The following is a 13,182-nucleotide window of genomic DNA, read 5'->3' on the forward strand; positions in this document are numbered from 1 at the left end:
GGGCCGGACCCCCGCGCGCGGGCCCGCGGAGACGGGCGGATCGGACGCCCGCGACGGAGCGGACCGCGTGGATGCCCCTGCGGCTCGCGCGGCGCTCGGTGCCCTGCTCAGCGGGGGAACGCCGTCCCGCGTGCCGACGGCGCCCCGCGGGCGCTCACGAGAACCGGACACAGTGGGGCACGAGGGCACGGACCGGCACGGAACCGGCGGCGACCGGGCTCGGAACAGTCCCACGCCGCGTGACCGGTTGAGGGCTCCGGATATCGTCTCGTGCACGACGAGGTGACGGTCAGGACACGGTCGTGGTGCGGTGGGGCGGGAGGGGGTGACGCATCGTGATGAACAGGCGCACGCGGCCGACGCCCCCGCGACGCCGGTGGGGCATCTGGACGATGACCGGCGTCCTCGTGCTGATGGTGCTCACCGTGCTCACGGTCTCGGGCCTGGTGAGCTCCAGCATCGGCAACGACGCCCACGCCCGCGCGCCCGAGGGCCACGAGACCGTCCCTGCGGCGATCAGCGCCGGCGGCCCGATCATCGACGCCCGTACCGACCCGGTGCGCTCGGGCCGGCTGCCCGACCGCACCGTCGCCCTGACGTTCGACGACGGGCCCGACCCGGTGTGGACCCCGGAGATCCTCGAGGTGCTCGCGCGCCACCGCGTGCCCGGCACGTTCTTCGTCGTGGGCTCGATGGTCGCCCGGCACCCCGACATGGCGCAGCGGGTCGTCGCGTCGGGTTCCGAGATCGGCGTCCACACCTTCACCCACCCCGATCTCGCCGGCGTGTCCGAGCTGCGCCGCGACCGCGAGATCGCCGACACCGAGCTGGCGATCGCCGGCGCGACCGGCGTCTCCACCCACCTCGTGCGCCCGCCGTTCTCGTCGACCTCCGACGCCCTCGACGACCCGGGCTACGGCACCGTCCTCGCGGCCGGCCGCCAGGGCTACGTCACGGTGCTCACCGACGTCGACGGCGAGGACTGGCAACGCCCCGGCGTCGACGCGATCGTCCGCAATGCGACACCGCAGAACGGCGCGGGCGCGACGGTGCTGCTGCACGACGCCGGCGGCGACCGCGCGCAGACCGTCGCCGCCCTCGACCGGCTGATCCCGCAGCTGCAGGCCCAGGGCTACCGGTTCGCCACCGTCAGCGACGCCGCGGGCCTCGGGCCCCACGGGCAACCCGCGCCGTCCCGCGACCGGATGGTGGGGCAGGGCCTGCTGGCCACGGTCGGCGTCGCGCAGGGCGTCGTCACCCTGATGGAGGTCGCGCTGATCGGTGTCGGCGGCCTGGTGATCGCCCGGCTGGTCGTGATGCTGGTGGTGGCCCGGCGGCACGCGAAGCGCCGTCGCGACCCGTCGTTCTCGTGGGGCGAGCCGGTGACCGACCCCGTGTCCGTGGTCGTGCCCGCGTACAACGAGTCCGACAACATCGAGGCGACCGTCCGCTCGATCCTGGCGAACGACCATCCCCTCGAGGTCGTGGTGGTCGACGACGGCTCCACCGACGGCACCGCCGACCTGCTCGAGGACCTCGCCCTGCCCCGGGTGCGCGTCGTACGTCAGGCCAACGCCGGCAAGTCCGCGGCGCTCAACCGGGGCGTGGCGGCCGCGAAGCACGACCTCATCGTCATGATCGACGGCGACACGATCTTCCAGTCGGACACGGTGGCGCAGCTCGTGGCGCCGTTCGCCGACCCCGCGATCGGTGCGGTCGCCGGCAACGTCAAGATCGCCAACCGCGACCGCCTCATCCCGCGCATGCAGCACCTCGAGTACGTCGTCGGCTTCAACGTCGACCGGCGGGTGCAGGACACCTGGGGCTCGATCTCGACGATCCCGGGCGCGGCGGGCGCGTTCCGTCGCGAGGCCGTGCAGGAGGTCGGCGGGCTCTCCTCGGACACCCTCGCCGAGGACACCGACCTCACGATCGCGCTCGGGCGCGCGGGCTGGCGCGTCGTCTACGCCGAGCACGCGCTGGCCTGGACCGAGGCCCCGGTCTCCGCGGGCCAGCTGTGGCGCCAGCGGTTCCGCTGGAGCTACGGGACCATGCAGGCGCTCTGGAAGCACCGCCGTGCGCTGCGCGAACGCGGTGCGTCGGGCCGCATGGGGCGCCTCGGGCTCGCCCACATCGGGGTCTTCCACGTCGCGCTGCCGCTGGCGGCGCCGCTGGTCGACCTGCTCTTCGTCTACGGGCTGCTCTTCGGCGACCCGGCGGTGGCGCTGCTGCTCTGGGGCTCGATGCTGCTGTTGCAGCTGATCGCCGGCGTGCTGGCGTTCCGGATGGACGGCGAGCCGCTCGGCCCGCTCTGGGCCCTGCCGGTGCAACAGATCATGTACCGCCAGCTGATGTACGTGGTGCTGGTCCAGGCCGTGATCAGCGCGCTCACCGGAGCGGGCGTGCGCTGGCAGAAGCTGCAGCGCACCGGTGCCGTCGCCGAGCACCTGGCGCCCGCGGCCCCGGCCCGGGCGGACACGCGGCTCGGCGACGACGGGCGCTCGCGCCCCGCGGCCGACCGCCTGCCCGTCCCGGCGGCCGTGCGCGGACCGGCCCCGGACGCCGAGCCCGCGGAGCCCGCCGCGACGCGCGCCCCGCGCACCGGCGGTGGCCGCGAACGGTGGCTCGACCTGCTGCGCGCCATCGCGCTGATCCGCGTCGTGACCTACCACGCCTTCGGCGACGGCTGGATGAGCATGGTGTTCCCGTCGATGGGCGTCATGTTCGCCCTCGGCGGGTCGCTCATGGTGCAGTCGCTGCGCCGCGGCGAGGCCCTCGACGTCATCGGCCACCGGCTGCGCCGCCTGCTGCCGCCGTTGTGGTTCTTCGGCCTGCTCGCCGTGCCCCTGATGCTGTGGCACGGCTGGGCGGGGCAGGACGCCGACGGCACGGTGACGTCGCCGCTCGTGTGGTCGGACCTCCTGTACTGGGTCTTCCCGCTGGTCGACCCACCCGGCAGCGACTGGGGCTCCGACGCGGTCGTCGGCCTCTGGTACATCCGCGCCTACCTGTGGTTCGTGCTGCTCACGCCGCTGATGCTCTGGGTGTTCCGGCGGCGCCCGCTGCTGGCGCTGTCGGTGCCGCTGCTCGTCGTCGGCCTCGACGCGGTGCTCGGGTCGCCGATGGGCGAGTGGGGCGCGATCGGCCCCGTGCTCGTCGACGGCGCCACGTTCGCGGCGTGCTGGATGCTCGGCTTCGCCCACCGCGACGGCACGCTGCGCAAGCTGCCCGTGCTGCTCGCCTGGGGCGGCGCCGCCGTCCTCGTGGCGGGCGGCCTGGGCTGGGCGTTCACCCACCCCGCCGGCGACATCGGCATCGACCTCAACGACATCCCGTTCGCCCAGGCCCTGGTCTCGTTCGGTGCGGTCCTGCTCGTGCTGCGGTTCAACCCGCAGGTCGCGTGGCTGGAGCGGGTGCCGCTGCTCGGGCGCCTGGTCACCGTCGTCAACGCCCGGGCGATCACGATCTACCTGTGGCACAACGTGGCCATCGCGGTCTCGCCCACGATCGGCGACGTCCTCGGCTGGGAGTCCGAGGGCCAGCACTTCGCGATCGCCGTCGCCCTGATCGTCGTCAGCGTGCTCGGGTTCGGCTGGGTCGAAGACCTCGCCGCGGGGCGGTCGCTCTCGCTGCTGCCGAACAGCGGCGGCGGAGCCCGTCGCCCGGCCCGTCGGGCTCCCGAGGGCCCCCGCCCGCCGGTGATCCCCAACGACGTCGAGAACGGGGTCACGTCCGCGCTGTCGCAGGGGTCGCTGCGCGCCCTCGTCGGCCGGGTCGTCGGGGCCGCACCGCCGTCGGGGCACGCCGACCGCGTCGCCGCGGTCCTGCCCCGCCCGGGGCAGCCGCGCCCCGGACAGGACGGCGCCGACCAGCCCCGGCCCGACCAGCCCCGTCCTGCCTCCGCGCCGGCTCCCCGCGCGGCGCCCGGGCCGGCGTCGCGGCCGGCGCCGCGGGGAGCACCGACACCGACCGGAGGCGCCCGCCGCCCCGTCCCGTCCTCCCCGGCCACCGGCGTGCCGGTCCCGGTGGGGGCGCGGGGTGCGGCCGGCTCCGCGGGCCCGGGCACCGGCCGCTACACCCCGGTGCCGCGGACCTCGGCCGTTCCCTCCGGCGGGCCCGTCCCCGTGCCGGCCCCGCCGCCCCCGCTGCCCTCGCCGACACCCCGGCCGACACCCCAACCGACTGCCCGGCCCGCACGACCGGCTCCGCGCCTCGTCACGCCGTCCGGCGGGACCGCCCGCCGGCCGTCGGCACCGCCGGACCCGACGGGCTCTCCGGAGACGGTGACCGGGCTCGTCCCCGGCCGTGCCGCGGCCCACGAGCCGGTGCTGTCGTTCGACGACCCGTCGGTCCGGCGCCCCGGCCGGCACCACCGCGCGGGAGACGACGGCTCGTCGCCGCGGGGCTGACCCACCCCGACGCTCCTGTGGACGCCCGGCGAGCGTCCGTCCGCGCCGTTCGTCCAGGTCGAGATGGGGACCGACGACCTCGACGGCCTCCATGCCGACCTCCTCGCGAGGGCGTGCGAGGGCACAACCGGACGGACTGACCACCGCTCACGAGTAGGCGGCGACCATCCCGACGACGACGCCGACCGCGCCGAGCACGGCAACCACGGCGCCCCAGAAGAGCGCCGGGCGTATGTGCGCACGCGTCCGGTGCCCCACATGACGACGGCGGGGCCCCCGACGCGAGCCGAACGTCCGGGATCGAGAAGGCGATCGGCATGACCCCGATCACGACCCCGAGGACCGCCAGGATCGCCCTGCCGACCGGCCCCGGTGGGCGTCGGGCGGGCCTCGGGGCGCAGAAGCGCTCCGTCACGGCGACAGCACGGACGAGCGCCCCGCAGCTCAGGGCGTGAGGTGCGCCGTGAGGAAGGTCGTCATCGTCTCGAGGTGGCGTCGGTCGGCGGCGGGGTCGTGGGTGGGGTTGTCGGGCACCGCGAAGCCGTGGGCGGCGGGGTAGGTCTCGATCTCGGCCCGCACCCCCGCGGCGACGAACGCGTCGCGCAGGCGCCGGTGTTGGTCGGCGTCGAAGGCGGCGTCGTCGGTGGCGGCGGCGACGTAGACGGCGGCGCGGATGCGGTCGGCGACGAGGTGGGGGCTCGTCGGGTCGTCGGCGGCCGCGAGGTTTCCGCCGTGGAACGTGGCCGTCGCGGCCACCGACCCGGGATGGCGGCCGGCGGCGCGCAACGCCATCCCGCCGCCGAAGCAGTACCCGACGGTGCCGAGGGCCGGGTGCGCGACCTCGGGTCGCCGGCCGAGCGCCGCGAGATAGGCGCCGGCGTCGTCGTCGGACTTCTCGGGTGTCAGGGCGCGGACGAGGGCGGTCAGCCGGGCGAACTCCTCGGGGTCCCCGAAGAGGGTCGTCGTGTCGAAGGGCGCGTAGGGCGTCCGGTAGTAGATGTCGGGCAGCAGCACGGCGAAGCCGCGTCCGGCCAGCCGGTCGGCCATGGCGGCGAAGGTCTCCCGGACCCCGCCCGCGTCCGGGTAGTACAGGACGCCCGGCCACGATCCTTTGCCGCCGGGCGTGTGCAGGGTCGCGGGGCAGGTGCCGTCGTGCGTCTCGATCTCGACCGCGGTGCGCGCCAAGGGATCCTCCTCCGCCGGTGGCTCGGGCTGATCGTGTCGTCCGGCGGGCCCCGGCGCGTGCGATCTCGCTGTCGGCGCAAGTCCGATCAGCACCCGCTCAGCGCCCGGCGAGCAGGTCGTCGAGGGAGCGCGCCCGGTGCCCGGTGAGGGTCGGGATGTCGTCGGTGACGCCGTCGAGCTCCCCGCTCGCGATCGCGGTGTAGGTGCTGACCCACGCGTCGAGCTGCCAGTCGGGAGCCTGCCCGGCGCGGGAGGCGTAGGCCTCGTCGACGGTCTGGTCCTCGAACGTCACGGACCGCCCGGTGCGGCGGGAGATGACGCGCGCGGCCTCGTCGAGCGTGAGGGCCTCGGGGCCGGTGAGGCTGTAGGTCGCGCCGTCGTGCCCGCTCGGGTCGACGAGGATCGCGGCGGCCGCCTCGGCGATGTCGTCCTGGGCGACGGCCGCGACACGACCGGTGCGCGCGGGACCGCGGATGACACCGTCGGGCTCGACGAGCTCGGGCAGGAAGTCGAGGTAGAAGTTGTCGCGGAGCAGCACCGTGGACAGCCCGCTCGCGCGGAGGTGCTCCTCGGTGGCCCAGTGGTCGCGGGCGAGGGTGAAGGTCGCCGTGGGGGAGGCCCCGAAGAAGGAGATGTAGACGAGTCGGCGCACGCCGGCGGCCGCCGCGGCGTCGATGAACGTCCGGTGCTGGTCGACGCGGTCGGGCGTCTCGGAGCCGGAGACCATCAGGACCGTCTCCACGCCGTCGAGCGCGCTCCGGACCAGCTCGGGCTGGTCGTACGCGCACCGGACGGGGACGGCGCCCGCGAGGTCCGGCGCACGCTCCGGGCTCCGGACGGCCAGCCGCTGGGCCACGCCGCGCTCGGCGAGGAGCCGCGCCACGCGCCCGCCGAGGCGCCCCGTCGCTCCCGTGACCGCGATCCCCGGCCGCTCGTCCTCACCCATCCGGCGACTCCCTGTGCTCGGCTCCCTCGGTGATCGCGGCAACGCCGGCGGCCGGCCGTGTCTTCCGAACTCGTCGCGGTGGTGTGTCCGGCGGTCAGTAGTACCAGGGGAACGGGCTCCAGTCGGGCGTCCGCTTCTCCAGGAACGCCTCCTTGCCCTCGGTGGCCTCGTCGGTCATGTAGGCGAGGCGCGTCGTCTCGCCGGCGAAGAGCTGCTGGCCGACGAGGCCGTCGTCGGGGAGGTTGAACGCGTACTTCAGCATCCGCTGCGCCTGCGGCGACTTCCCGAGGATCTCGCGGGCCCACTGGATCGCCGTGGTCTCCAGCTCGGCGTGGGGGACGGCCTCGTTCACCGCGCCCATCGCGTGCATCTGCTCGGCGGTGTACGTCCGGCCGAGGAAGAAGATCTCGCGGGCGAACTTCTGGCCGACCGCGCGCGCGAGGTAGGCCGACCCGAACGCGGCGTCGAAGCTCCCGACGTCCGCGTCCGTCTGCTTGAACCGGGCGTGCTCGGCGCTGGCCAGCGTGAGGTCGGCGACGGCGTGCAGCGAGTGCCCCCCGCCGGCCGCCCACCCGTTGACGACGGCGATGACGACCTTGGGCATGAACCGGATCAGGCGCTGGCACTCGAGGATGTGCAGCCGCCCGGACCGCCCCTTCTCGTCGGCGCCGACCTCGGTCTCGGACTCCGCATACTGGTACCCCGTGCGCCCGCGGATGCGCTGGTCGCCGCCCGAGCAGAACGCGTGGCCGCCGTCCTTGCTCGACGGGCCGTTCCCGGTGAGGAGGACGGCACCGACGTCCGCGCTCGTGCGGGCGTGCTCGAGGGCGGTGGCGAGTTCGTCGACGGTGTGCGGACGGAACGCGTTGCGCACCTCGGGGCGGTCGAACGCGATCCGGACGCAGCCCAGCTCGACGTGGCGGTGGTAGGTGATGTCGGTGAAGCTCCTGATCTCGCGCCACACGGACGGATCGAACAGCGGAGCATCGGTGTCGACCATGGGCGGGAGCCTAGGAGGCGACCACCCGTCCCACCTGCGGGAGATGCTTCGGAAACCGAAGCATCTTGCGGCGACGAGTCGTCCCCCCGCGGTGTCGGTGGAGCGCGCCATACTCCCGCCATGGCCTACGACGGGGAGCTCGCCGACCGGTTGCGGGCGCTGCTGGACGGCGAGGAGCACCTCACCGAGAAGCGGATGTTCGGCGGGCTCGCGTTCCTGCTCGACGGTCACATGGCGCTCGCCGCCAACTCCCGGGGCGAGCTCATGGTCCGCATCCACCCGAGCCGCGCGGACGACCTGCTGTCCCGGCCGGGTGTCCAGCCCATGGTCATGCGCGGGCGGCCGATGAACGGCTGGCTGGACGTCGAGGCCACCACGATCGACGACGCCGCGCTGCAGGGATGGGTCGACGAGGGCGTGTCCTACGTGCGCTCGCTGCCCCCGAAGTGAGCGCGCACCGCCGAGCGGTCCGGTTTCCCGATCCCGCGTAGGGGGAGTGCATCGAGCACGGCCACCGAGCGCGGTGCCGCCCGGCCGAGGCCGGGGGCGACGGCGGCGCGCAGGGCGTCGGGGTCGAGCCCGTCGCCCACGACGGCGGCGACGATCCGCGACCCCCACTCGGGATCGGGCAGGCCGACGACGCACGCCTCGCGGACGCCCGCCTGGGCGAGCAGCGCGCGCTCGACCGTCGCCGGCGCGACCTTCTCCCCGCCGGTGACGATGACGTCGTCCGCGCGTCCGAGCACCTCGAGACGGCCGTCCTCGTTCCACGCGCCGAGGTCGTTGGTGCGGAAGCCGCGCGATCCGTCGGCGCCGTCGGTGAACGCCGCGCGGTCCGCCTGGGACATCGCCCCCCGGTACCCCGCGGCCACCGTCGCGCCCCCGAGCCGGATGCGTCCGTCCTCCTCGAGCGTCACCGCGACCCCGTCGAGCGGGCGCCCGTCGTAGACGCACCCGCCGCAGGTCTCGCTCATCCCGTACGTCGTCACGAGGCGAACGCCCGCGGCCCGGGCGCGCTCGAGCACGGTCGGGTCTGCGGCCGCACCCCCGAGCAGGACCGCGGTGAACCTGCGGAGCGCTTCGAGCGCGGGCCCGCCGGCGTCGAGCAGGCGCAGGAGCTGGGTCGGGACGAGCGAGGTGTACGCCGCGCCGGAGCGTGTGGCCGCCTCCGCGAACGCCTCGGCGCGGAACCCCTCGCGCAGGTCCATCACGGCGGCGGGTACGCCGGCGCGGGCCGAGCGCAGCAGCACCTGCAGCCCGGCGACGTGGTGGGCGGGCAGCGCGAGCAGCCACCGGCCGGGCGGCCCGAGGCGGGCGTGCGTTGCGTCGGCCGAGGCCCGCAGCGCGTCGGCGGGCAGCAGGACGGCCTTCGGGGCGCCGGTGGAGCCGGTGGTGGTGACCACTGCGGCGACGGCGTCGTCGACGGGCGCGAGCAGGTCGGCGGTCGGCGCCGGGTCGCCGGGGCCGGTCGGCAGCACGGCGGGCCCGTCGCCCTCGAGCGCCGCCAGGGCCGCGGCACCGAGGCGCGCGGCCGCGTCGGGGCTCCCGTCGGTCGGGACGGTCTCGACGGCGCGCACCGACCTAGGGTAGGTGGGTGATGGGTCCAGCGTCGGTCGTCGCCCTGCCCCTGCGGACGCGGTTCCGGGGCATCACGACGCGCGAGCTCGCGCTGGTCGAGGGCCCGGCGGGGTGGGGCGAGTTCTGCCCGTTCGTCGAGTACGACGACGCCGAGGCGCTGGCGTGGTGGCGGTGCGCCCGGGAGGCCGCGTACGAGGGCTGGCCGGCCCCGGTGCGCGAGCAGGTCGAGGTCAACACCACGGTGCCGGCGGTCGGGCCGGAGCACGCGCACCGGATCGTCGCCGCGTCAGGGGCCCGGACGGCCAAGGTCAAGGTCGCGGAGAAGGGGCAGGACGCGGCCCGGACGTTGACCGACGACCTCGTCCGCGTCGAGGCGGTGCGCGACGCGCTGGGGGCGGGCGGCCAGGTCCGGGTCGACGCCAACGGCGGGTGGGACGTCGACGGCGCCGTCGCCGCGATCCGGGCGCTCGCCCGTGCGGCCGGCGGGCTGGAGTACGTCGAGCAGCCCTGTGCGTCGGTCGACGAGCTCGCCGCGGTGCGCCGCCGCGTCGACGTCCCGGTGGCCGCCGACGAGTCGATCCGCCGGGCCGAGGACCCCCTGCTGGTCGTGCGCGCCGAGGCCGCCGACGTCGCGGTGCTCAAGGTCGCGCCGCTCGGGGGCGTGCGCGCCGCGCTCCGGATGGCCGAGGAGATCGGCCTGCCGTGCGTGGTGTCGTCGGCGGTCGAGAGCTCGGTGGGGCTCGCCGCGGGCCTCGCGCTGGCCGGCGCGCTGCCCGACCTGCCCTACGCCTGCGGCCTCGGCACCGCCGACCTGCTCGCCGCCGACGTCGTCACGGCTCCGCTGCACCCGGTGTCCGGCGTCCTGGACGTGCCCCGGCACCCGCCCGTCCCCGACCTGGAGCTCCTGGCGCGTTACGACGCGGATCCGGACGCGCGGGAATGGTGGACCGCCCGCCTGCGCCGGGTACAGGCTCTCGCCGGAGCGCCCGCACCACCAGCATGAGGAGCACGCCGACATGACCGACAGGGACGACCGCCTCGAGGCCGGCCGCGAGATCGTGCGCGCCAAGGAGGCCGCGGGGGTCAGCTGGGCCAAGCTCGCCGAGGCCCTCGACCGGTCGCTGGTGTGGACGACGTCGGCGCTGCTCGGCCAGCAGCCGCTCGACGCGACGCAGGCCACCGCCGTCGCGAAGCTGCTCGATCTCGACGAGGAGACCGTCGAGGCCCTCCGCCTGCCCCCGGTGCGCGGCGACGCCGCGCTGGACCCGACCGAGCCCGTCACCTACCGGCTCCAGGAGGCCCTGCAGGTGTACGGCACGAGCCTCCACGAGCTCATCCGCGAGGAGTTCGGCGACGGCATCATGAGCGCCATCGACTTCACCCTCGACTTCGAGCGCGTCGAGGATCCGAAGGGCGACCGGGTGAAGCTGACGTTCAACGGCAAGTTCCTGCCCTACAAGGTGTGGTAAAGCCCCCGACACGCCGGTGACGGCTGAGGGGGTCGCTCCGTGCGCGCGAGTAGCGTGCGGAGCGTGACCGCCGCGCCCCCGCACAAGACGGCGCCCTCGCCCGACGAGGACGCCGCGACGGGTGCGGCCGCGTCCGATCCGCACCCCGGTGCCCACCCCGCCGGCCCCGACGCGGGCTCCGGTACCGGCCCCGGCGCCGACCCCCGCCTCGAGCACGGACCGCCGGAGCACGTCCGGACGGCGTTCGGGGTGCGCGAGGCGGTGCCGCGGCCGCGCCCGGATCTGCCCGGTCCGGCGTGGCGCTGCGACGCGCTGGTGCTGCGCCCGGTGGCCGACACGGTGCTCGCCGCGTGGTCGGCCAGCGCGATCGAGGAGCTGGGCACCGCCGGCGTCGACGGTCTGCGCCTGGCCCGTCCGGTCCGCGCGAGCGACGGTCGACGGGTCGTGGCCGGCTGGGCCGCGAGCCACGACGTCCCCGGCCGGGTCGAGCCGCGCCACGACGACGTGATCGCCGCATCCCTGCGCCTGCACCGCGCCACCGCACGTCTCGAGCGCCCGCGCCTGGTGGACGACCGTGACGACCTGCTCGCCCGCGCCGACCGCGCCGCGTTCGGCGAGCGCAAGCCCTCACTGGACCCCGAGACCGGCGGGACGCTGTTCGCCGAGCTCGCGCGCCGCCGACGTCCCCTGGACCGGCCGTCGCAGCTGGTGCACGGCGACCTCTTCGGCACGGTGCTGTTCGACCCCTCCGACCCGAGCGCGCCCCCGGCCGTGCTCGACCTCGTGCCGTTCTGGCGTCCCGTCGAGTGGGCGGCCGCGGTCGTCGTCATCGACGCCCTGGCCTGGGGCGGCGCCGATCCGGGCATCCTCACGCGGTGGTCGCACCTCGCGGAGTGGCCGCAGATGCTGCTGCACGCGCTGCTCTTCCGCCTCGCCGTCCACGCGCAGCACCCGTCGTGCACCCGCGAGTCGCTCCACGGGCTCGAGCACGCCGCACGCCTCGTCGGCAGCCTCCTGCCCTACTAGGGAGCCACCGGCTCCGGTGACGAGCCCCGCACCGCGGGTTCGTCCCGTCGCAACACGCGGTCATCGTCACGTAACACGCGGTTCCTACCGTCCGCCGTCATGACCGCATCCCCGGCCCCATCTCCGGCCCAGCAGGGCGGCAGCCTGCTGCGTGGACGCTGGATCGACGACTGGCGTCCCGAGGACGAGTCGTTCTGGCAGAGCACGGGCAAGAAGATCGCGAAGCGGAACCTGTGGTTCTCGGTGCTCTCGGAGCACATCGGGTTCTCGATCTGGTCGATGTGGTCGGTCCTCGTGCTCTTCATGCCCGAGGCGACCTACCACATCGACACCGCCGGGAAGTTCTTCCTCGTCTCCGTGCCCACCCTCGTCGGGTCGGTGCTGCGCCTGCCCTACACGATGGCGGTGGCGGTCTTCGGCGGGCGGAACTGGACGATCATCAGCGCCGCGCTGCTGCTGGTCCCCACGATCCTGGCCGCGTTCGTGATGCATCCCGGCACCTCGTACACGACGTTCATCGTCGTCGCGATCTTCGCGGGGGTCGGCGGCGGCAACTTCGCCTCGTCGATGACGAACATCAACGCCTTCTTCCCGGAGAAGCAGAAGGGCGCCGCGCTCGGCATCAACGCCGGTGGCGGGAACCTCGGCGTCGCGGTCGTGCAGCTCATCGGGCTGCTGATCATCGCCACCGCGGGTACCGGCGCGCCGCGCATCCTGCTCGGGATCTACATCCCGCTGATCGTCGTCGCGGTCCTGTGCTCGGCGCTGTTCATGGACAACCTGACCTCGGTGCGCAACGACACCGGCGCGCTCAAGGAGGCCACCGGCGACGCGCAGACCTGGATCATCTCGTTCCTCTACATCGGGACGTTCGGGTCGTTCATCGGCTACAGCTTCGCGTTCGGCCTCGTGCTGCAGAACCAGTTCGACCGCACCCCGCTGCAGGCGGCGGCGGTCACGTTCATCGGTCCGCTGCTCGGCTCGCTGATCCGCCCCGTCGGTGGCTGGCTCTCCGACCGCATCGGCGGCACGCGGGTGACGTTCTGGAACTTCGTCGCGATGGCCGTGTCGTCGCTGATCTGCATCTGGGCCTCGACGATCGAATCCCTGGCGATCTTCACGATCGGCTTCGTGCTGCTGTTCATCACCTCGGGCATCGGCAACGGCTCGGTCTACAAGATGATCCCGGCCGTCTTCCGCACCAAGGCGCTCGCGGCGTCCGAGGAGCGCGGGTGGGAGACGTCTGAGGCCCTGCTGTGGGCACGCCGCATCTCCGGGGCGGTCATCGGCATCGCCGGCGCGATCGGGGCGTTCGGCGGGCTGCTGATCAACCTCGCGTTCCGGTCGTCGTTCCGGACCGCGGGCAGCGGCACCCCGGCGTTCTGGTCGTTCGTCGCCTTCTACGCCGTGTGCTTCGTCGTGACCTACGTGGTCTACATGCGCTCGGGCAAGGCCGCGACCGATCCGAAGACCGGTCAGCGGATGTCCTACGCGGAGGTCTGAGGCGTGACGGCTGCCGAGCCCCGGACCGGCCGTCGCGATCTATCCTGTGCGGGTGGTGTCAGGAGT

General features: G+C 74.6%; 10 protein-coding genes. 6 read left to right on the plus strand and 4 right to left on the minus strand.

All coding sequences use genetic code 11. From position 1 onward, the window contains the following. Positions 1-338: 338 nt before the first annotated feature. A complete protein-coding gene (locus PH189_RS07965; RefSeq protein WP_274188227.1) occupies positions 339-4,409 on the plus strand; it encodes a glycosyltransferase in 4,071 nt (1,356 codons plus the stop codon). 444 nt (positions 4,410-4,853) lie between these two features. Here PH189_RS07965 and PH189_RS07970 read toward each other — a convergent pair whose 3' ends face one another. The 3 genes from PH189_RS07970 to PH189_RS07980 form a co-directional block, all read right to left on the minus strand. Beyond that, the gene (locus PH189_RS07970) at positions 4,854-5,594 is read right to left on the minus strand and encodes a dienelactone hydrolase family protein (RefSeq protein WP_274188228.1); all 741 of its coding nucleotides are present in this window, start codon (positions 5,592-5,594) and stop codon (positions 4,854-4,856) included. 97 nt (positions 5,595-5,691) lie between these two features. Continuing rightward, complete coding sequence (locus tag PH189_RS07975; RefSeq protein ID WP_274188229.1) at positions 5,692-6,540, minus strand: SDR family oxidoreductase; 849 nt, start codon at positions 6,538-6,540, stop codon at positions 5,692-5,694. 94 nt (positions 6,541-6,634) lie between these two features. Further along, positions 6,635-7,540: a 1,4-dihydroxy-2-naphthoyl-CoA synthase gene (locus tag PH189_RS07980; RefSeq protein ID WP_274188230.1), complete on the minus strand. Its 906-nt coding sequence runs from the start codon at positions 7,538-7,540 to the stop codon at positions 6,635-6,637. A gap of 120 nt (positions 7,541-7,660) precedes the next feature. Between PH189_RS07980 and PH189_RS07985 the strand changes: the two genes are divergently transcribed. After that, positions 7,661-7,990, plus strand: coding sequence for a TfoX/Sxy family protein (locus PH189_RS07985; protein WP_274188231.1), 330 nt, complete (start codon positions 7,661-7,663; stop codon positions 7,988-7,990). Here PH189_RS07985 and menE read toward each other — a convergent pair. Further along, positions 7,963-9,117 carry an o-succinylbenzoate--CoA ligase gene (gene menE / locus PH189_RS07990; protein WP_274188232.1) on the minus strand — a complete coding sequence of 385 codons (1,155 nt, stop codon included), beginning with the start codon at positions 9,115-9,117 and terminating at the stop codon, positions 7,963-7,965. The two genes, PH189_RS07985 and menE, sit on opposite strands and share 28 nt — an antisense overlap. Positions 9,118-9,137: 20 nt before the next feature. On the opposite strand from menE, the gene PH189_RS07995 reads away from it, so the two are divergent. The 4 genes from PH189_RS07995 (at position 9,138) to PH189_RS08010 (ending at position 13,116) form a co-directional block, all read left to right on the plus strand. Continuing rightward, a complete protein-coding gene (locus PH189_RS07995) occupies positions 9,138-10,121 on the plus strand; it encodes an o-succinylbenzoate synthase (RefSeq protein ID WP_274188363.1) in 984 nt (327 codons plus the stop codon). Between the two features lie 13 nt (positions 10,122-10,134). Further along, on the plus strand, positions 10,135-10,587 hold the full coding sequence (gene cynS / locus PH189_RS08000; protein WP_274188233.1) for a cyanase: 453 nt from the start codon (positions 10,135-10,137) through the stop codon (positions 10,585-10,587). A 63-nt stretch (positions 10,588-10,650) separates the two neighbouring features. Next, complete coding sequence (locus PH189_RS08005; protein WP_274188234.1) at positions 10,651-11,613, plus strand: TIGR02569 family protein; 963 nt, start codon at positions 10,651-10,653, stop codon at positions 11,611-11,613. Positions 11,614-11,712: 99 nt separating this feature from the next. Then, positions 11,713-13,116, plus strand: a complete 1,404-nt coding sequence (locus PH189_RS08010) for a nitrate/nitrite transporter (RefSeq protein WP_274188235.1) — start codon at positions 11,713-11,715, stop codon at positions 13,114-13,116. The last annotated feature ends 66 nt before the right edge of the window (positions 13,117-13,182 follow it).

The sequence above is a fragment of the Actinomycetospora chibensis genome, from assembly GCF_028737215.1.
Classification (GTDB): Bacteria; Actinomycetota; Actinomycetes; order Mycobacteriales; family Pseudonocardiaceae; genus Actinomycetospora; species Actinomycetospora chibensis.

What these genes read in the sequence shown, in the direction of transcription:
- PH189_RS07965 (WP_274188227.1), top strand. Translation starts at nt 339, where the DNA reads ATGAACAGGCGCACGCGGCCGACGCCCCCGCGACGCCGGTGGGGCATC.
- PH189_RS07975 (WP_274188229.1), bottom strand. Translation starts at nt 6,540, where the DNA reads ATGGGTGAGGACGAGCGGCCGGGGATCGCGGTCACGGGAGCGACGGGG.
- PH189_RS07980 (WP_274188230.1), bottom strand. Translation starts at nt 7,540, where the DNA reads ATGGTCGACACCGATGCTCCGCTGTTCGATCCGTCCGTGTGGCGCGAG.
- PH189_RS07985 (WP_274188231.1), top strand. Translation starts at nt 7,661, where the DNA reads ATGGCCTACGACGGGGAGCTCGCCGACCGGTTGCGGGCGCTGCTGGAC.
- PH189_RS07995 (WP_274188363.1), top strand. Translation starts at nt 9,138, where the DNA reads ATGGGTCCAGCGTCGGTCGTCGCCCTGCCCCTGCGGACGCGGTTCCGG.
- cynS (WP_274188233.1), top strand. Translation starts at nt 10,135, where the DNA reads ATGACCGACAGGGACGACCGCCTCGAGGCCGGCCGCGAGATCGTGCGC.
- PH189_RS08010 (WP_274188235.1), top strand. Translation starts at nt 11,713, where the DNA reads ATGACCGCATCCCCGGCCCCATCTCCGGCCCAGCAGGGCGGCAGCCTG.